This is a genomic window from Idiomarina sp. (genome assembly GCF_019431395.1).
Classification (GTDB): Bacteria; Pseudomonadota; Gammaproteobacteria; order Enterobacterales; family Alteromonadaceae; genus Idiomarina.
This window is the reverse complement of record NZ_CP080268.1, coordinates 2,534,613-2,552,581: the sequence shown is the minus strand read 5'-3', so window position 1 is coordinate 2,552,581 and position 17,969 is coordinate 2,534,613. Positions and strand designations below refer to the sequence as shown.

21 protein-coding genes are annotated in these 17,969 nt (G+C 48.4%); 9 read left to right on the top strand and 12 right to left on the bottom strand.

Features of this window, described 5'->3' with window-relative positions:
- Positions 1–69 precede the first annotated feature (69 nt).
- The gene (locus KZ771_RS12320) at positions 70–501 is read right to left on the bottom strand and encodes a rhodanese-like domain-containing protein (RefSeq protein ID WP_290569825.1); all 432 of its coding nucleotides are present in this window, start codon (positions 499–501) and stop codon (positions 70–72) included.
- Between the two features lie 164 nt (positions 502–665).
- Here KZ771_RS12320 and gpmI point away from each other — a divergent pair, with 164 nt between their 5' ends.
- The 3 genes from gpmI to KZ771_RS12305 are packed head-to-tail and all read left to right on the top strand — an operon-like array spanning position 666 to position 4,138.
- Positions 666–2,201, top strand: coding sequence for a 2,3-bisphosphoglycerate-independent phosphoglycerate mutase (gpmI, locus tag KZ771_RS12315; protein WP_290653776.1), 1,536 nt, complete (start codon positions 666–668; stop codon positions 2,199–2,201).
- Positions 2,202–2,203: 2 nt separating this feature from the next.
- Positions 2,204–3,367, top strand: coding sequence for a peptidoglycan DD-metalloendopeptidase family protein (locus KZ771_RS12310; RefSeq protein ID WP_290653774.1), 1,164 nt, complete (start codon positions 2,204–2,206; stop codon positions 3,365–3,367).
- Entirely contained in the window at positions 3,368–4,138 is a 771-nt protein-coding gene (locus tag KZ771_RS12305; RefSeq protein ID WP_290653772.1) for a divergent polysaccharide deacetylase family protein, read from the top strand.
- On the opposite strand, the gene KZ771_RS12300 is transcribed toward KZ771_RS12305, so the two are convergent.
- The 5 genes from KZ771_RS12300 to ftsY all read right to left on the bottom strand — a co-directional run bounded on the left by KZ771_RS12300 (position 4,106) and on the right by ftsY (position 8,444).
- Complete coding sequence (locus tag KZ771_RS12300; RefSeq protein ID WP_133540462.1) at positions 4,106–4,357, bottom strand: YkgJ family cysteine cluster protein; 252 nt, start codon at positions 4,355–4,357, stop codon at positions 4,106–4,108. The genes KZ771_RS12305 and KZ771_RS12300 overlap by 33 nt on opposite strands.
- 70 nt (positions 4,358–4,427) lie before the next feature.
- Complete coding sequence (gene rpoH, locus KZ771_RS12295) at positions 4,428–5,288, bottom strand: RNA polymerase sigma factor RpoH (RefSeq protein ID WP_133540340.1); 861 nt, start codon at positions 5,286–5,288, stop codon at positions 4,428–4,430.
- Between the two features lie 171 nt (positions 5,289–5,459).
- Positions 5,460–6,449, bottom strand: a complete 990-nt coding sequence (gene ftsX / locus KZ771_RS12290; RefSeq protein WP_133540339.1) for a permease-like cell division protein FtsX — start codon at positions 6,447–6,449, stop codon at positions 5,460–5,462.
- The gene (gene ftsE / locus KZ771_RS12285; RefSeq protein WP_133540338.1) at positions 6,446–7,126 is read right to left on the bottom strand and encodes a cell division ATP-binding protein FtsE; all 681 of its coding nucleotides are present in this window, start codon (positions 7,124–7,126) and stop codon (positions 6,446–6,448) included. The genes ftsX and ftsE overlap by 4 nt, the downstream gene beginning before the upstream one ends.
- Positions 7,127–7,139: 13 nt before the next feature.
- Positions 7,140–8,444, bottom strand: coding sequence for a signal recognition particle-docking protein FtsY (gene ftsY, locus KZ771_RS12280; protein WP_290653768.1), 1,305 nt, complete (start codon positions 8,442–8,444; stop codon positions 7,140–7,142).
- A gap of 107 nt (positions 8,445–8,551) precedes the next feature.
- Here ftsY and rsmD point away from each other — a divergent pair, with 107 nt between their 5' ends.
- A complete protein-coding gene (rsmD, locus tag KZ771_RS12275) occupies positions 8,552–9,121 on the top strand; it encodes a 16S rRNA (guanine(966)-N(2))-methyltransferase RsmD (RefSeq protein ID WP_290653766.1) in 570 nt (189 codons plus the stop codon).
- A gap of 1 nt (position 9,122) precedes the next feature.
- On the top strand, positions 9,123–9,431 hold the full coding sequence (locus KZ771_RS12270; protein ID WP_290653764.1) for a DUF1145 domain-containing protein: 309 nt from the start codon (positions 9,123–9,125) through the stop codon (positions 9,429–9,431).
- Here KZ771_RS12270 and KZ771_RS12265 read toward each other — a convergent pair.
- The 5 genes from KZ771_RS12265 to KZ771_RS12245 form a co-directional block, all read right to left on the bottom strand.
- A complete protein-coding gene (locus KZ771_RS12265) occupies positions 9,413–10,018 on the bottom strand; it encodes a YjaG family protein (RefSeq protein WP_133540334.1) in 606 nt (201 codons plus the stop codon). The genes KZ771_RS12270 and KZ771_RS12265 overlap by 19 nt on opposite strands.
- A 9-nt stretch (positions 10,019–10,027) precedes the next feature.
- Positions 10,028–10,450, bottom strand: a complete 423-nt coding sequence (locus KZ771_RS12260) for a VOC family protein (protein WP_133540333.1) — start codon at positions 10,448–10,450, stop codon at positions 10,028–10,030.
- A gap of 14 nt (positions 10,451–10,464) precedes the next feature.
- On the bottom strand, positions 10,465–10,698 hold the full coding sequence (locus KZ771_RS12255; RefSeq protein ID WP_133540332.1) for a hypothetical protein: 234 nt from the start codon (positions 10,696–10,698) through the stop codon (positions 10,465–10,467).
- A 195-nt stretch (positions 10,699–10,893) separates the two neighbouring features.
- Entirely contained in the window at positions 10,894–12,066 is a 1,173-nt protein-coding gene (locus KZ771_RS12250) for a cystathionine gamma-synthase (RefSeq protein WP_290569821.1), read from the bottom strand.
- Between the two features lie 12 nt (positions 12,067–12,078).
- Positions 12,079–13,044: a cysteine synthase family protein gene (locus tag KZ771_RS12245; protein ID WP_290569820.1), complete on the bottom strand. Its 966-nt coding sequence runs from the start codon at positions 13,042–13,044 to the stop codon at positions 12,079–12,081.
- Between the two features lie 129 nt (positions 13,045–13,173).
- On the opposite strand from KZ771_RS12245, the gene ltaE reads away from it, so the two are divergent.
- The 4 genes from ltaE (at position 13,174) to KZ771_RS12225 (ending at position 16,301) form a co-directional block, all read left to right on the top strand.
- Entirely contained in the window at positions 13,174–14,199 is a 1,026-nt protein-coding gene (ltaE, locus tag KZ771_RS12240) for a low-specificity L-threonine aldolase (protein ID WP_290653762.1), read from the top strand.
- A gap of 108 nt (positions 14,200–14,307) precedes the next feature.
- Positions 14,308–14,736: a hypothetical protein gene (locus KZ771_RS12235; RefSeq protein ID WP_290653760.1), complete on the top strand. Its 429-nt coding sequence runs from the start codon at positions 14,308–14,310 to the stop codon at positions 14,734–14,736.
- Positions 14,726–15,556 carry a DUF692 domain-containing protein gene (locus KZ771_RS12230; protein ID WP_290653758.1) on the top strand — a complete coding sequence of 277 codons (831 nt, stop codon included), beginning with the start codon at positions 14,726–14,728 and terminating at the stop codon, positions 15,554–15,556. The genes KZ771_RS12235 and KZ771_RS12230 overlap by 11 nt, the downstream gene beginning before the upstream one ends.
- Positions 15,540–16,301, top strand: a complete 762-nt coding sequence (locus KZ771_RS12225; protein ID WP_290653756.1) for a putative DNA-binding domain-containing protein — start codon at positions 15,540–15,542, stop codon at positions 16,299–16,301. The genes KZ771_RS12230 and KZ771_RS12225 overlap by 17 nt, the downstream gene beginning before the upstream one ends.
- On the opposite strand, the gene KZ771_RS12220 is transcribed toward KZ771_RS12225, so the two are convergent.
- Positions 16,283–17,815 (bottom strand): YifB family Mg chelatase-like AAA ATPase, encoded by a 1,533-nt coding sequence (locus KZ771_RS12220; RefSeq protein WP_290653754.1) that lies wholly within the window; start codon positions 17,813–17,815, stop codon positions 16,283–16,285. The genes KZ771_RS12225 and KZ771_RS12220 overlap by 19 nt on opposite strands.
- Positions 17,816–17,969 lie beyond the last annotated feature (154 nt).

Below are 17,969 nucleotides of genomic sequence, written 5' to 3'. Positions count from 1 at the left end.
CTTATATTGAACTAATAATTAAAGTCGGTAAAAACGTTGCACGACTGTACCGAATTTTTGAACTAAAAACTACTTTCCTGATGCTACTGGCAGCTTCTCGTTACGCCAAGCGTTCATACCACCTGCTAATACCGCAACGTTAGCAAAGCCTTGCTGCGTTAGTTGCATTGCCGCGCCACGAGCGGTTGCTCCGGAGTTGCATACAACAACAATGGGGGCATCTTTATACTTTTCAATCGCTGACACGTTTTTTTGTTTAATTTGTGTTAGCGGCAAAGATTTTGCGCCGTGTATATGTGCCTTACGAAAGTCGTCCTGGTTACGGATATCAACAAAAACGCCATTTTCTTTATTGACCCAAACGGTCGCTTGATGAGTCGACATATCCTTTACCGGAGAAGATTTCGAACGGATCCAGGTCACAATCAATGCAACCAAAAGAACTACCCAGAGGCCGCTCATAAAAGCATTTTGACGCGCGAATTCTAGTATCTCTTGCATGGTTTTGACTACTTTAGATTATCGAGTGATTGGGTATTTAAGGGCACAAAGTATACCTGTACAAAATTCAGTTGCCAGCAAAATCTCAAATGGATGCGAACTAAGGCAAAATCACGTAAACTGGGGATATTTAATTTTGCACAGCAACTGAAAAGGCAATGCGCATGAGCCAAGGTAAAAAACCGTTAGTTTTGATGATTTTAGATGGTTGGGGTTATCGAGAGCCCGCGCCGGATAACGCAATCGCAACGGCAAATACACCGGTAATGGATGAACTTTGGGAAAATTACCCACATTCATTGGTTGATGGCTCGGGTGATGCCGTGGGCTTGCCAAAAGGTCAGATGGGCAACTCGGAGGTAGGTCACGTTAACCTCGGCGCCGGCCGTGTCGTATTTCAGGACTTCACCCGCATCTCAAAAAGCATCCAGGACGGCGAGTTTTTTAACAATCCGGTGCTGTGTGACAGCGTTCAGGCAGCCGTTGATAAAGACGGCGCCGTGCATATCATGGGATTACTATCCCCGGGCGGCGTGCACAGCCACGAAGATCATATTGTGGCAATGGTAGAGCTTGCCGCGCAAAAAGGTGCTAAAAACATTTACCTACACGCATTTTTAGATGGCCGTGATACGCCTCCTCGTTCAGCAAAACCGTCCATTGAGCGTTTTGAAGCCCTGTTTGAGCGCCTTGGTGTAGGCCGCTTCGCCTCACTAAGCGGTCGCTTTTATGCAATGGATCGTGATAACCGTTGGGAACGTATTGAGCAGGCTTATAATGCAATTTATCACGGTCGCGGACAACACAGCGCCGTCAATGCGTTAGAAGCACTGGATGCCGCTTACGAGCGTGGTCAAAGTGATGAATTCGTCGCGCCAGTGACTATTGGTCAGCCGGTTAGTATTGCGGCAAACGATGCCGTGGTATTTATGAACTTTCGTGCAGACCGCGCACGTGAAATGACCCGTGCATTTACTGATAGTGAGCTGGACACTTTTGAACGCGGCACTCAACAGCCACTCAGCGCTTTTGTCATGCTAACTCAATATGCAGATGATCTGGATGCCGCTTGTGCATTCCCGCCAGAGCCGCTGAATAATGTATTTGGCGAATGGTTAGCAAAACAAGGCAAGACTCAGTTACGTATCTCAGAAACTGAGAAATATGCACATGTCACCTTCTTCTTTAGCGGGGGGCGCGAACAAGAGTTCGACGGTGAGAAGCGCGTATTGATTCCTTCGCCGCAAGTTAAAACCTATGATCTGCAGCCGGAAATGAGTTCCGAGCAGTTAACCGATGAGTTGATTGCGGCAATAGAAAGCGGCGAATTTGACGCCATTATTTGTAATTATCCAAACGGCGATATGGTTGGGCATACCGGTGACTTCGAAGCTGCGGTTAAAGCCTGTGAAGCCGTTGACCACTCTGTCGGTCGCGTTATAAAGGCGTTGCAAGCGATTGGGGGTGAGGCGTTAATTACAGCGGATCATGGTAACGCTGAACAAATGAGTGATGCCAGCACCGGCCAGGCGCACACCGCGCACACCAGCGAGTTAGTACCCTTTATTTATGTCGGTCGTGACGCATCGCCGCGTAATGGTATTCTCTCGGACGTTGCACCGACCATGTTGCACCTCATGGGGCTGGAGCAGCCACATGAAATGACCGGTAAGACGCTGATGACTCTTAAGACTAAGTAGTCATGATGCGCAGTTTTCGGCGGCTAATGCCGCCTCTTTTGTTGACCCTGACTGTAACGCTGATAGCGCCTACTTTTGCGTTTGCGCAAGCTGACGTCAGTGAAGCCGAAAAGGCACGCAAAGAAGCCGAGCTTGAAGCTGTACAGGAGGAAATTGCATCGCGTTTAGCGACTTTAGAATCACGGCAACAGAAGTTAACTGATACCGAGCAGAAACTGCAAACGCTGGAACGTGATACGGCTAGTGTTGCCGGGCGTTTGCAAGCGACTCGCGCAGAAATCCGGCAACTCGAGCAACGGATTAGTAGTAATGAACAACAACAACGTCAGTTGCAACAACAACAGCGACAGCAAGCCAAAGCGCTGGAGCAGCAAATCGCCAACGCCTATGCTAATGGCGATCACGATTTTTTAAAGTTATTACTTAACCAGCAAGATCCTGCGACTATAGAACGCATGCTGAGTTACTACCATTACTTTAACCAAGCCCGAATTGCAGAAATTGAAGCACTCAAGAAAACCACAGCGCAACTTACCCAAGTACAAGAGACGCTTGTTAGGCAACAAGACGAACTCGCTGCGTTAGCAACGCAACAGAAGCAGCAACAAAATGCACTCGCTCAGCAGCAACGTGCGCAGGAAGAACTGATTGCCGAGCTGCAACAACGACAGCGTTCTGATCAGCAGCGGTTGCAAGCATTGGAGCAAAGCCGCGAGCAGCTGGAGCAAGTCATTAGCGCTATTGAATCGGCATTACAAGCTGACGTACAGTTAATTGGGCTTACACCGGTAAAGTCTCGCCTAACCTGGCCGGCGGAAGGACGTGTAAGAAAGTTATTTGGTCAGTCCCGGGAAGGGCCGTTGCGCTGGAAAGGTGTTATGATTGAAGGCCGAAATGGTCAACCAGTGCGGACGATAGCAGACGGTCGTATTCTTTTTGCTGATTGGTTGAGAGGCTTCGGGCTAGTTACCGTTATCGATCATGGGGAAGGTTACATGAGCCTCTATGGTCATAATCAATCACTACTAAAAGACGTAGGCGACGAAGTTAAAATGGGCGAAGAAATCGCACTCATGGGGCAATCCGGTGGCCGCTCAGACGCTGCCTTATATTTTGAAATACGTTATCGTGGCGATGCGCAAAACCCAACCCGATGGATAGATTAAATGCGCGCCCTAATCGTCACTATTTTCGTCTTCGTCAGTGCTTTTTTAACCGCCCCAACGGCGCTATCAGCTAACGCCAGAGTTGCAATAATTATTGACGATATTGGTAATAATCGCAGTGACCTTAACGCGGCTTTACTGCCGGGCAATGTGACTTTCGCTGTACTGCCATTTACCCCTCACGCACGTTCGTTTGCACTTAGAGCCCATCATCAGGGCAAACAAATAATGTTGCATGCGCCGATGCAGGCGGTGAGAGGTAATCGCCTGGGCCCGGGAGCTCTCACTACCGAGATGAGCAGCGCCGAAATCAAGCTCGAATTACAACGCGCACTCGACGATGTGCCTTATGTAGTCGGCGTAAATAATCACATGGGTAGTTATTTTACCCAAGTTGAGAGTTCGATGCGGGCGGTGTTAGAAACATTGCAGTATAAGCAACTGTATTTTATTGACAGTCGAACCTCGGAATTTAGCGTGGCCGAACAACTAGCAGAAGAATTACAGGTAGCAACCAATCACCGCCACGTATTTTTGGATAATGACGTTGAGCTAACCTATTTGCAGCAACAATGGCAGCAACTCATTGACCAGGCATTAGCAACAGGCGAAGCCATTGGTATTGGCCACCCTTACCCTGAAACTCTAGCCTTCCTTAAACAAGAAATACCCAAGCTCGAAGCTCAGGGGATAACTCTCGTCTTCGCAAGTGAGTTAGCGAAGCCTTCCAAAAAGCCTCTATCCCGTCGACTGCTCGAGGCTAGTGAGTAATAGTAACGCTTGCTCGCGTGAGGTGCCGCAAACATCTCGGTCGGCGCTGAACTGTTCACAGACTGCCGGTCTGCGTGGATCGCCAAAAAGTTTACAGAGATTATTGTCGTCCAACTGTACACACCGCTCACCGGCTTTTTTACCATTTGGCATACCGGGAATTGGGGAGCTAATCGAAGGTGCGATACAGCAAGCACCACAGCCTACACGGCACTCCATAAAAACACCTCGCTGGAGAAATAAAAAAGGCGTTGCATACGCAACGCCTTTTTCGGAAGTCCCGACAGCGTTACGCCATCGCTGTACGTAGTTTCTTCATGGCATTTTGCTCTAACTGGCGAACACGCTCAGCAGATACTTGGTATTTTGCCGCCAAGTCATGCAATGTTGATTTGTTATCAGTTAACCACCGTGACTGCACGATATCCTGACTACGTTCGTCCAACTGACCCATTGCAGTTAATAGTTTTTGCTGGGTATGCGCTTCGTAGTCTTCGGCTTCAATTTCTTCAGCCAGATCCGAGCGTTTATCTTCGAGATACATTGCCGGAGAGTAATTATTACCCTCTTTACTGTCATCGTCATCGGAACTGAGTTCGAAGGCTTGGTCATGCGCACTCATGCGCGCTTCCATTTCCATAACCTCTTTGGTCGAAACACCCAGCTCTTCTGCAACCGTCTCAACTTCTTTCTGACTGAACCAGCCAAGACGTTTTTTCATCTTACGCAGGTTAAAGAACAACTTACGCTGAGCTTTGGTTGTAGCAACTTTCACCACACGCCAGTTTTTCAGCACATACTCGTGAATTTCGGCCTTTATCCAGTGCACTGCAAAGGATACAAGACGTACACCGACCTCTGGATTGAAGCGTTTAACCGCTTTCATCAGACCGATATTACCTTCCTGAATAAGGTCAGCTTGCGGTAGTCCATAGCCTGAGTAGCCCCGCGCGATGTGCACGACAAAGCGCAAGTGCGACATGATCAACTCACGCGCAGAGTCCAGATCGCCATCTTCATATAGATTAGTGGCGAGTTCCTTTTCTTTTTCCGCAGACAGCATTGGAATGCGGTTAACAGCCTGAATGTAACCGTCTAGACCGCCCCCTTGGGGAACAGACAACGCCATGGTTTGTAATTCAGTGCTCATCGACTACCTCTATGCTATAAAATGTCGGTATAAAGATTCGGTTTACAACCAATAACGGTGATTTTACCTACTCTCTATGACCCTTTTTTGACAGAAAAGTTCCTTTTTGGAGCGCACCTACACGGTGCCAGCCAAAAAATTAGTATATCTAAGATCTATACGATCGCAACCCTATTGCGGTTCAATACTTCTGATATGTCGACGCACTGCCAGGTACGAGCCCGCCAACCCCAGCACAATAGCAATTAACCACACAATCAGCATTTCATTAAAGTTCAGGCCCGCTAACTGGAACTGTGTTTCATAAAGTTCGGTCACACTTAGCACCGAGCCCTCGACCCACCAAATCAACACCGCAGTGGCCAACCAGGCTAAGATGCCGCCAATAAATCCATACCATAAACCGGTGTACAGAAACGGCCGTTGAATAAAGGCATTGGTTGCACCCACCAGCTTCATTACAACGATCTCCTCGCGTTGACTCAGAATATTCAGGCGAATGGTGTTACCGACGATCAAGACAACCGATAGACACAGCAAAATGCCCAAACCACCGAGGATATCTTCAGCGAGATTTAATAGCGCCTGCAAGCGTTCCAGCCATTGCACATCCAACTTACCAAAATCAACCTCGCGCGCGCGCTCTAACTCGGCCAGTAACTCCCTGGCTTTTTCTGGTGTGCGGAATGCGTCTGCAGGGATAACCAGCAATACATCAGGCAACGGATTAGATTCGAGGTAATCTAATGTCTCGCCAAAACCCGACTGTTGCCTAAAGTCAGCAAGTCCCTGTTCTTTGCTAATGAGCTCTACTGATTCAATTTTAGGATTAAGCGACCACTGCGTTTTTAACGTTTCTATCGCCTTGGTATCGATCTCTTTTCGTAAAAATAGCGACATTTGTGACGCTTGCTGCCAGTCACCGGAAACAGCCGACGTATTTTTTACCAGTACGTAGAGCGTTGATGGCAAGGTTAAACTTAAACCTAATACCGCCATCGTTAACAATGATGCAAACGGGTTGCGCCAAAGTTCCCCCAGGCTGGCTACAGCCTGTTGCAGGTGGTGCACTGGCCACATCAGTGCGCGTCTGTACCAGGCCAACTTCTGTCGCTTCGCTGCTCCCCCCGGCACATCACGATTACGGAAAAGTAGGCTCATACTGACGACTCCTCACTTAAGCCATCATTGATCAAACGCCCGTCTTTTAACGTCAGGGTTCGATACTTTAACCGCGCTATCAGGCCTAAATCGTGGGTAGCGATTAAGACTGCCACGCCCACTTTGTTGAAGGACTCGAATAGACGAATGATTTCCATCGATAATTTGGGATCGAGGTTACCTGTTGGCTCATCGGCAAGCAGTAACGGCGGTTTATTAACGATAGCCCGGGCAATCCCCACGCGTTGTTGTTCACCACCCGATAACATCTGTGGGTAGTGGCGATACTTGTCCGCCAAGCCGACTTTTTCCAGCGCAGCCAGCACCCGCTTACGTGCTTCCTGAACGCTGTAACCTTCTATAATCAAAGGTAACGCAACATTATCAAAGACACTTTTGTCCATCAGCAAGCGATGATCCTGAAAAATCATGCCGATATCACGCCGTACATAGGGGACTTGCGATGATTTGATTTTCCGCAAGTCGTTACCGTTGATCATTACCCGACCCGCAGTAGGCCGCTCCATGATGCTAATCAACTTTAATAACGTGCTTTTACCCGCCCCCGAATGACCTGTTAAAAAGGCCATTTCGCCTGGCTGAATATGAAAATCTACATGGCTGAGGGCTTGATGCCCGCCAGGATAGGTTTTACTGACTTGCTCAAAACGAATCATTCAGTCGCCGCTGTTAAGTATTATTGGATTCTGCTTCTAGCTTACGGTCAAACAACGCGCCGATAAAGTCCTTCGCCACAAATGGCCGTAAATCGTCTAGCTGCTCGCCGACGCCAATGTAACGAATCGGAATTGCGAACTGGTCTGCAACCGCGAAGATAACCCCACCTTTTGCGGTACCATCCAGCTTGGTCATCACGATACCTGAAACGCCTACCGCGTCAGTGAATAACTTTGCCTGGCTTATCGCATTTTGTCCGGTTCCTGCATCCAGCGTTAGCATCACTTCATGCGGCGCATCCGGATCCACTTTTTTCATGACCCGAACAATTTTTTTCAACTCTTCCATCAGGTTCGCTTTGTTTTGCAAACGACCCGCTGTATCGGCAATTAATACATCGATATTTCTTGCCTTAGCCGCTTGCAAAGCATCAAATAAAACCGACGCACTATCTGAACCTGTTTGCTGTGCGATCACCGGTATATCGTTGCGCTCGCCCCATATCTCAAGCTGCTCTACGGCTGCTGCGCGGAACGTATCGCCAGCCGCGAGCATGACCGACTTGCCTTCGTTTTTAAACTGTTTCGCCAGTTTACCAATGGTTGTGGTTTTGCCCACACCATTAACACCGGTCATCAAAATAACATAGGGGCTGTCTGCTTCAGGTATTTCCAATGGTTTATCGACAGGCGCTAAAATATCAGCAAGCTGTTGTTGCAAAAGTTCATAAAGCGCTTCGGCATCATTCAACTGCTTGCGATTGGCCTGCTGGGTTAAGTTGTCGATGATTTTGGTCGTTGTCGCAACACCTAAATCCGCCATCAACAATTGAGTTTCTAATTCCTCAAATAATTCGTCGTCGATTTTTTTGCCGCGAAAAATCCCAAAAAGACCGGAGCCAATGGAGCCTGAGGTCTTTTTTAGTCCTTGGGTTAAACGCTGCCAAAAGCCTTTCTTTTCAGCTTTTGGTTGTTCCGGCTTGGCATCTGGCTCAGGATTAGTTTCCGGGGTTGGATTTGGGGTAGGCTCTGGTTCAGGTTCTGGCTCAGGTGTTACCTCGGGCAGCGGTTTACCCGCAGCTGAGTCAGCAGTTACCGACGCGCAGTCGTCAACGGCTGATGGTGATGAGTACTTTTCAGCCTCTGGTTCCGATTCTGTTTCTGGCTCAGATTTTGGTTCATGTTCAGGCTCTGGCTCAGGTTCTGCTGACTCTACCTCGGCTTGACTAGCCCCAGTAGCGGTGTCCTCCACAACGGCATCATCAACAGGCGACTTTTTCTTCTTTTTAAAAATTGAGAACAACGAACCTTTTGCCATAATCGCTTTACCTTGCAACCTTATCTTGGAACTCAAACGCGGGAACGAGTAAACTATACGAAATCTATTTCCTAAGTTTACCATGCTCTGCTGTTTTTGAGGTCAATTTGCGCAAAAATCAAGGTCAACTACGAATCATTGGCGGCCAATGGAAAAGTCGCAAACTTCCCATCCTTAACAGCGAGGGGCTGCGCCCGACTACCGATCGCGTGCGCGAAACACTGTTTAACTGGCTGCAGTTTGATATTGCAGGGGCAGTAGTTATCGATCTGTTTGCCGGTAGTGGCGGGCTTGGATTCGAAGCGGCGTCGCGTGGTGCTCGTCAGGTTGTCATGGTGGAGAAAGACCACCGTGTTGCCAACCAGTTGCAGCAAAATGTCGCTTTGCTAAATGCCGATAACATCACTATTGTGACCACTGATGTATTGCAATTAATGCAATCACCATTGTCATTACCAAACCAGTGGGACATCGTCTTTATCGATCCCCCCTTTAATCTCGGTTTAGCAAGTCAATCGCTGGAGCAGTTAAGCCAGTTGCCACAACTATCTCCCGAAACGCTGGTTTACCTGGAAACAGAAGCCACATTAACACTTCCTCAACTGACTCAGTGGCATACACTAAAAGAAAAACGCCACGGCGCAGTGTGTTTCAGATTATTACAAAAGAAGGATTAGCATGAAAATCGCTATTATTATGGGTAAATGCGTATTTGCCGCTATCTGGCTGGCGCTATTTTCTGTGCTTGCAGGTTTTGCCGGAGAGGTGGGTCAACAAACCTTTGCGCTGGTTGCACTGCTGCTTGCGGTGATGATCATTATGCATCTATTACTGCTAGGCACATTTGTCGCAATTATGAAGCCACAAATGCTTTGGAAAAAGGGCGATAGCTGGCAGATACTAGCGTTTGGCATTTTTGCCTGGTTGGCGATTTTTAAGCGCACCAACGAGCACGCTAACAACGCTGATCAATCGTCGTCTAATTGAAGACCAAGGTTAGACACACCTTCATCAAGCACCATCTGCCGCATTTGTTTGATCAATGCGGCATTAACTTGAGGCTGACTTTCTAAAAAGTCTACCATCGCCTGTTGCATGGCAATTTCGTATTGATACAGTTCGTGTTCCTCGACATGCTGCCTTAACTCATCCGGACTTACCTGCTCGGCGTCATTTAACTCGATAAACTTAACCACGCTCGCCTGAGAAACTTTCGCAACGTCCAACAGGTTACCCGCATTTTTATCCATCAAGCCTTGTAACAAAACACTGATAGCCGTGCACGCATCCATGGCCGGATAGACCCCCAACATGTCATGACCGTGCTCACTGGGAGTCACCTCATCGACCTTCTCCTGCCAGCGGCTGAAGTTGACCTTAGTTTGCTTGGGGTTTGCTATGTAATCCCAACACGCATTAAGTGCTCCACGCAGCGGCTTAGCATCACCAAATTGGGTGATGTGACAGAAGAACTCGTAATTAGGCACCATTCGCTCGCAAAGGTAAAGCGCCAGCACCACGCTATGCGACCAGTTTAAATCGCGAATTCGCTGGAAAGTATTTAATTCGGCCAAGAGGGGTTCCTAGGTGGCAAAAATATCGTCGTCGCTGTTGAAGGTTTTAAATTCTAATGCGTTACCACAATAATCATAGAAGAACATGGTGCCCTGTTCACCAGGCTGCCCTTTAAAGCGGATGTATGGTTCAATTACAAACTCAATACCAGCAGCGGTGACCCGTTGGGCAAGTGCTTCCCAGTCATCACGTAATAAGACTACGCCAAAATGAGGTACCGGCACCGAATGCCCGTCCACGCCGTTATGATTTTTCATGCCGGCAACATCTTCAGCCACGTGCGTCACAAACTGGTGACCATAGAAGTTCCAGTCAATCCAGTGGTCACTGCTACGACCTTGCTGCAAGCCCAAAACCTCGCCATAAAAACGGCGTGCATTATCCAGTGATTTTACGGGGATAGCTAAATGGAAGGGACGTACTGCGTTCATACCGTCCTCTTTAATTAGTGACTAAGGTTTGTTGCGGAGGTTGAACGTGCAGTTGCAGTCTGCGCAGAGCGCTTCCACATTCTGACGCCAATCGCTGCCATCAACATAATCCAATTTAACGGCGGTACAAAACCCGCAGTTAATACGGCTAACAGATTCCAAAGTGGTTTTTGCTGATACTGCCCTACTAATCCGTAGAACAACAACGCAGCTACGAGTCCCTGTAGTACCAGTAGGCTCAATAGCATAATTTTTTCCTTCTTTCTGTGTCTGTTTGCTTTGTTATTTTCGTTATTCAACGTCAGCGTTTGCTGATGCAGTAAGACTACTTAATTATGACGAAACTGTAAAATTTTGTATAAATTTATGATTTTTAAAGAAAAAAGCCGACTTTCTAGCCGGCTTTTACGATTTTGAAGAATATTTTTAATCGCTGGTTTCGATTAAAACGCGTTAAGCGCATGTTCCAGATCGGCCTTAAGATCATCAAGATCTTCGATACCGACAGAAATCCGCACAAAATTATCCAATATGCCAAGCTTCTCACGGTTTTCTTTCGGTACTGAGGCATGGGTCATTATTGCCGGATGTTCAATTAACGACTCAACGCCGCCCAGACTCTCCGCAAGCGCAAACACCTCTACTGATTCAAGGAACTTGCGCGCGGCTTCCAGATCACCCTTCAGCAAGATTGAAATCATACCGCCAAAACCATCCATTTGCTGTTTGGCCAGTTCATGCTGCGGGTGACTTTGTAATCCCGGGTAAATGACTTTCTCAACTTTTGGATGTTGCTCCAGCCATTCTGCCAATTCCAACGCTGCCTGATTATGATGACGCATACGCAGGGCTAAGGTCTTTACACCGCGCAGAGCAAGATAAGAATCGAATGGGCCCGCAACCGCACCCACTGAGTTTTGTAAAAACAGCATGCGCTCAACCAGGTCTTCATTGTCACCCACCACGGCAATACCACCGACCATATCCGAGTGACCGTTTAAATATTTAGTCGCCGAGTGCATCACAATATCTGCACCCTGCTCAATCGGACGTTGATTAAACGGCGTCGCAAAGGTGTTATCAACCACCACAATGATGTCCGGGTTTTGCTGTTTAGCAAGTTCTACAATGCCTTTTATATCGACCAGTTTCAGCATCGGGTTACTTGGGGTCTCAACCCAAATCATCCGGGTTTCCGGTTTGATGGCCTTGGCAACCTGTTCAAGATCCGCCAAATCAACATAACTAAACTGCAGACCTGCCGAGCGCCCGCGCACCTTATCAAACAGGCGGAAGCTACCGCCGTAAAGATCGTCCATCGCCACAATATGGTCACCACTATCCAGCAGTTCCAGAATCGTTGACGTTGCCGCCATGCCCGACGCAAAGGCTAGTCCCTGACTACCACTCTCCAAACTAGCAACTGCGCGTTCCCAGGCAAAGCGTGTCGGGTTGTGCGAGCGCGAATATTCAAACCCTTTGTGTTGTCCCGGGCTTTCCTGCGCATAGGTTGAGCTGGTAAAAATTGGTGGCATCACCGCACCCGTCACTGGCTCGGGGCTTTGCCCGCCATGAATGGCTTTGGTTGCGAACTTCATCGTTTTATCGTTTGCCATGTTCAACCTCGCTTACAGCAAATTATTTTCACGCATCCAGTCATCATTAAATAACTTGGATAGATAACGGTTACCAGTGTCACAAGCTAGTGTCACGACACGTTTCTTCTCGGTTTGCTCCTGACAGTAACGCAGTGCAGCAGCAATCAGCGTGCCACTCGAGGAGCCCACCATGACACCCTCTTTTTCGAGCACTTTTCGGGCCGTTTGCATGCCTTCTTTATCGCTAATCGCATACGCTTTATTAGCAATAGAGATATCACAGATTGTCGGTACAAAGTCTTCCCCTATGCCCTCAGCTAACCAGCTACCGGCTTCGACTTCTTCACCACGATTAACCAGGGGTTCCAGAATCGAGCCTGCCGGATCAGCCAGCACCATATCGACATCAGCCTTTTGCTCGCGCAGATAACGTCCAATACCAGTTAACGTGCCGCCAGAGCCAACACCGCAAACAAAGGCATCGATATCGCCATTCATTTGCTGCCAGATTTCCGGCCCGGTTGTTTTGTAATGTGCTTCGACGTTGGCATCATTTTCGAACTGGTTTACGTAGTACCAGCCGTTTTCTTCAGCCATACGCGCTGCCATGTCCTGATAATATTCCGGATGGCCTTTTTGCACGTCAGATCGCGTCTGTACCACTTCGGCGCCCATCGCGCGCAGATTGTTGACTTTCTCCTGGCTCATTTTGTCGGGCATCACAATTTTTAACGGATAACCTTTGCTGGCCGCTACCAGCGCCAACCCAAGTCCGGTATTGCCAGCCGTCGCTTCGATGATGGTATCGCCGGCTTTTAATTTACCGTCGCGCTCAGCAGCGTTTATCATCTCCACCGCGATACGATCTTTTATCGAGCCACCCGGGTTTTGTAGCTCTAATTTTAAATACAACTCACACGGGCCGGTGTCTAAATTATTCACACGCACTAGTGGCGTGTTGCCAATCATTTCCAAAACGTTATCGAAAACTTTCATATGCGGTCGCTTTTTTATTGAGTGTCTGTTTGAATTGTGCTCATTATCCCTATACTTGGCTTGCATAACAACCACAGGCTTAGAATGCTTTGCTTGAGGTTATAACGAATAGACTAATGGAGAGACAGAGTGAAGCGCCTCGATTTACGCAGTGATACCGTAACCCAGCCGACATCCGCAATGCGGGAGGCTATGGCCAATGCCCCGGTTGGTGACGATGTCTATGGAGAAGATCCGTCTATCAATGCACTCGAACGACGGGTTGCTGAAATGCTGGGCAAAGAATCGGCATTACTCTGCGCCTCGGGAACACAAAGTAACTTATGTGGTTTGCTGGCACACTGCCGTAACGGCGAAGAATATATTGTTGGTCAGGAGTACCATACTTATCGTTATGAGGGCGGCGGAGCTGCCGTTGTCGGCGGTATCGTGCCACAACCACTGGAAGTACAGGCAACGGGGACGCTGGATCTAGACTTATTAGTTAGTCGCATCAAACCCGACGACCCGCACTTTCCCATCACACGGTTATTGGCATTTGAGAATACCCATGCCGGTCAGGTCATCGACCAGGACTACTTGAATAAGGCGCGCCGCATCGCTGATCAACATGGCTTGTCGATGCACTTAGACGGCGCTCGCTTGGTTAACGCAGTGGTAGCGTCCGATCGTAGCTTTAGTGAACTTGCTGCGCCATTCGATAGTGTCTCAATCTGTTGTTCTAAAGGTCTTGGTGCACCAGTTGGGTCGCTACTGGTCGGATCGAACGCATTGATAGCAAAGGCAAGACGCTGGCGCAAAATGTTGGGCGGAGGTATGCGTCAGGCGGGCGTTATCGCAGCTGCTATTGACCATGCGCTGAATAATCACATTGAACGTATTAAGGTCGACCATGATAATGCTGCCTGGCTTGCGGCAGCTCTCGCGGAAATTGGCCAGGCTCACGACTTTTCGGTGCGGCCGGTGCAAACCAACATGGTTTATCTTGATTTGCCCTCTGCAGAAGTCGGCGCTTCATTACAACGCTATATGGCCGCAGAAAATATCATTGTGCCGGCCGGCAAGACGCTGCGATTAGTAACACATATGGATGTCGAACGCGCCGAACTAGAAAAATTCGTGACACATTTGCAAAAATTTTACGCAAACAATTAGGTCAAGCACGCTGCTATTTGCTAAGCTAATTGAGTGAATAGCCATTGTAGCTATTGCCAAAGAGGAATTAACAACAATTGTAGCTATTGCCAAAGAGGAATTAACAACATGAGTTACGCAAATAAAACCCTAATTGCATCTGTGGGCGCTGCTATGGCGCTGGGTGCATCCTTACCCGCAACCAGTGCGGAAAATCCTTTTGCTTCCACAGAGTTAACCTCCGGCTATGCGTTTACCGCACAGCAAGAGGGTAACAGTGGTGGTAATAAACAGTCAGACAAGGCCAAGGATAAGGCCAAAGAAAAGATGATGGAAGAAGGTAAGTGTGGCGAAGGCAAGTGCGGCAAAGGCAAGTGCGGTGAAGCCATGATGTCTGACAAAGCAAAAGAAAAAATGGCGGAAAAAGCCAAAGAAGGAAAATGCGGTGAAGGCAAGTGCGGTGAAGCCATGATGGCTGACAAAGCAAAGGAAAAAATGTCAGATAAAGCCAAAGAAGCAAAAGAGAAGTCCAAAGAAGGCAAGTGCGGTGCCGCTTAACAGCGATACTGTTGGTTTAGGCTATCGTCGTTCGATGTATCAGGAGCTGATCCAGTGTGATCAGTTCCCCTTCGACTTTCTCGAGATTGCGCCCGAAAACTGGATGAACAGTGGACCGCGCTTACAACACCAATTAAGGGCGCTACGTGAGCGCGTGCCGTTCACTACGCATGGCCTATCGTTATCTATCGGCGGTTTCGCGCCGCTCGATCTTCCTTTTTTGAGGCGCCTGAAAGCCTTTCTGGATGATTACGACATAGAACTGTATTCCGAACACTTAAGCTACTGTTCGGACGAGGGGCATTTGTACGACCTTATGCCAATCCCGTTTACAGCCGATGCAATCGGACACGTGAGCGAGCGTATCCGCACCGTCAGCGACGTATTGGAACGCCCTTTGGTGCTTGAAAATGTCTCTTTTTATGCGATGCCCGACGGAGATATGAACGAGCTTGAGTTTATTAATGCGGTATTGACTGAAGCCGACTGTGATTTGTTGCTAGACGTAAACAATGTGTATGTTAACAGCATCAACCATCGCTATGACCCGGTTCAGTTTATTACTGGACTGCCCGCTGAACGGATACGCTATATGCATATTGCCGGACACTATCAGCAGCAAGCGGATTTAATTATAGATACCCATGGCGCCGATGTTATCGATCCGGTCTGGCAATTATTAAAGACCAGTTATCAATACGCTGGATGTCATCCGACGTTGCTTGAGCGCGATTTTAATATTCCATCGCTTGATACGCTTAGCAACGAACTTGCAACTATTCGCAAGACGCAGGCAACGCAGCATGCCATCGTTTCGTAATATCCAGCAACAGTTTACTGCCGCGGTCAGAAACCCAAGTGACCATAACACGCTTGGTATTGAACCACGACGGATGAGCGTGTACCAGGAACTGGTTTTTAATAATCTCATCAATTTTACCCGGTCCGCTTTTCCAGTCGCATGCTCAATTATGAGTAGTGATTGGTGGCAGCATGCTGTGCGCCAGTTTTTAATTCACTACCGCAGCCAGTCCCCTTATTTTAATGAGATTGCCGCCGAGTTTTTGTCTTTTCTAAGAGAAAGTGACGCAGTTACCACCACCGAGCCCGACTTTCTGCTCGAACTGATGCATTACGAATGGGTAGAGTTGGCACTAGACAACATTCCACAAGATACCTTAGCGGTGCGACAACAGCTTAGCGATGACCTTGTTAATGGTAAACCGGTGTTATCCGACGCCGCCTGGCTGTTAAGTTACGAATACCCGGTGTATGAGATCAGTATTGAACGGCAGCCCACTTTGCAGGAAAAAAAGGATACACTGGTACTGGTTTATCGTAAGCCTGATCTGAGCATCGGCTTTCGTCTCATGACCCCCATATTTGGTCTGCTTTGGCAGCAATTACAGCAAAAAGACATTAGTTCAGGGCAGGATGCCATCGAGCAATTGGCCATGCAGCTTGGTATAAACGCTGATACCAGTTTCCATCACCACGCACAGCAAGCGCTACAGGAACTGTTCGAATGGGGCGCCATTTTGGGTGCTCATAACGAACGCACTTGATCAATTAGCTGATCCAATGCTCTATAGCCCATCGCTTCGGCTAAATGAGGTTTTTGCACCTTTTTTTGATTATCCAGATCGGCAATACTGCGTGCCAACCGCAATGTTCGGTGATACGCCCGGTGCGACAGTTTTAGTTTTTCAATCGCAGTGATAAGAAACTCGTGGTCAGCGTCAGTTAGCATACAATGAGACACAACTTCGCTTGCTTTTAGCTCGCTGTTAAGACATCCCTGGCGTCGATATTGCTGCTGCCTTGCTGCAATAACCCGTTGCTTCATTTGTTCGCTAGTCTCTCCCGTAACCTGAGTTCCATCTAACCGCAGGCTTGATGTTTCGCGGGGTACCGCCACCTGAATGTCGATACGATCTAACAATGGCCCCGATAGCTTGTTAAGATAATTTAGTATCTGGTCTGGTGTTGAACGGCAACTCCCGAGACAGCCATCGAACTGCCCGCATGGCGAAGGGTTTAGCGCACAAATCAGCTGGAAATTTGCCGGGAATTGCACTTGGTGAGCGGCGCGGCTGATGGTCACGTGTCCGCTTTCTAAGGGTTCACGCAACGAATCCAAAACGTGACGCGAGAACTCGGGTAATTCATCTAAGAACAAAATCGAGTGGTGCGCCAGGCTAATCTCGCCAGGTCTTGGTGGTGAGCCTCCTCCCACAAGCGCAGCTGCAGAACACGAATGATGAGGGGCACGAAATTCACGTACCCGCCAATCTTCGACGCTACCCGCTCGTTGCGCAATAGAGCGAATTGATGCGAGTTCGAGCGCCTGCTGTTCTGTTAAGCCGGGCATTAGGCTCATCAACCGTTGTGCCAACATTGTTTTGCCTGTACCGGGCGGCCCCACAAAAAGAATATGATGACGTCCGGCGGCAGCCAGCAACAGTGCGCGTTTAGCCTGCTCCTGCCCCATCACTTCAGCTATGTCACCATAGTGCGTTGTCTCCGTTTTTTGCCAATCGACGGGACACGCTTTTCTTAGTTCATTATGTTGGTGCAGGTGCTCAAAAATACTGACTAAATCAGGAACTAAGAACGAGGTTTGGTTTTTTATTAGCGACGCATCAGGTTCATTTTTTAACGGTATCACAGCGGTTCGCTTAGCATTGCGGCAAGCCAACAACGACGGTACCAGCCCCGCTACGGGCAGAAGCTCGGCATTTAAAGCCAACTCGCCATAAAACTCGGTGTCTCGAATGGCGTTATCGGGGATTTGGCCTGACGCAACTAAAATACCAATTGCGATAGCGAGTTCATAGCGAGCTCCCTGTTTCGGAATATCCGCCGGTGATAAATTGACCGTGATTTTTGTTGCCGCCGGGAACTCCAGACCCGCGTTCAACAAGGCGGCTTTTACCCTATCTTTAGCCTCCCGGATAGTAGCGGTTGGCAAACCCACAATTGCAAACCCGGGTAACCCACGCGCTAAATCGACTTCCACCCTTATTTCCGGTGCATCAATGCCGAGGCTTGCCCGGGTAAACACCGTTGCTAAGGCCATAATCATCTCCCAAAACAGCGGAGTATAGTCATCATCCTTATTTAGCCCAGAGTAAAACCACTGATCCTGATGTAATCAGGTATAGACCACAAAGGTTGCAACCATTAACAATTAACTGTATAAATAAACAGTATTATGCCACCGACGAGGAATA

Coding starts and splice junctions, on each gene's coding strand:
- KZ771_RS12320 (WP_290569825.1), bottom strand. CDS start 501: ATGCAAGAGATACTAGAATTCGCGCGTCAAAATGCTTTTATGAGCGGC.
- gpmI (WP_290653776.1), top strand. CDS start 666: ATGAGCCAAGGTAAAAAACCGTTAGTTTTGATGATTTTAGATGGTTGG.
- KZ771_RS12310 (WP_290653774.1), top strand. CDS start 2,204: ATGATGCGCAGTTTTCGGCGGCTAATGCCGCCTCTTTTGTTGACCCTG.
- KZ771_RS12305 (WP_290653772.1), top strand. CDS start 3,368: ATGCGCGCCCTAATCGTCACTATTTTCGTCTTCGTCAGTGCTTTTTTA.
- KZ771_RS12300 (WP_133540462.1), bottom strand. CDS start 4,357: ATGGAGTGCCGTGTAGGCTGTGGTGCTTGCTGTATCGCACCTTCGATT.
- rpoH (WP_133540340.1), bottom strand. CDS start 5,288: ATGAGCACTGAATTACAAACCATGGCGTTGTCTGTTCCCCAAGGGGGC.
- ftsX (WP_133540339.1), bottom strand. CDS start 6,449: ATGAGCCTACTTTTCCGTAATCGTGATGTGCCGGGGGGAGCAGCGAAG.
- ftsE (WP_133540338.1), bottom strand. CDS start 7,126: ATGATTCGTTTTGAGCAAGTCAGTAAAACCTATCCTGGCGGGCATCAA.
- ftsY (WP_290653768.1), bottom strand. CDS start 8,444: ATGGCAAAAGGTTCGTTGTTCTCAATTTTTAAAAAGAAGAAAAAGTCG.
- KZ771_RS12270 (WP_290653764.1), top strand. CDS start 9,123: ATGAAAATCGCTATTATTATGGGTAAATGCGTATTTGCCGCTATCTGG.
- KZ771_RS12260 (WP_133540333.1), bottom strand. CDS start 10,450: ATGAACGCAGTACGTCCCTTCCATTTAGCTATCCCCGTAAAATCACTG.
- KZ771_RS12255 (WP_133540332.1), bottom strand. CDS start 10,698: ATGCTATTGAGCCTACTGGTACTACAGGGACTCGTAGCTGCGTTGTTG.
- KZ771_RS12250 (WP_290569821.1), bottom strand. CDS start 12,066: ATGGCAAACGATAAAACGATGAAGTTCGCAACCAAAGCCATTCATGGC.
- KZ771_RS12245 (WP_290569820.1), bottom strand. CDS start 13,044: ATGAAAGTTTTCGATAACGTTTTGGAAATGATTGGCAACACGCCACTA.
- KZ771_RS12235 (WP_290653760.1), top strand. CDS start 14,308: ATGAGTTACGCAAATAAAACCCTAATTGCATCTGTGGGCGCTGCTATG.
- KZ771_RS12225 (WP_290653756.1), top strand. CDS start 15,540: ATGCCATCGTTTCGTAATATCCAGCAACAGTTTACTGCCGCGGTCAGA.
- KZ771_RS12220 (WP_290653754.1), bottom strand. CDS start 17,815: ATGGCCTTAGCAACGGTGTTTACCCGGGCAAGCCTCGGCATTGATGCA.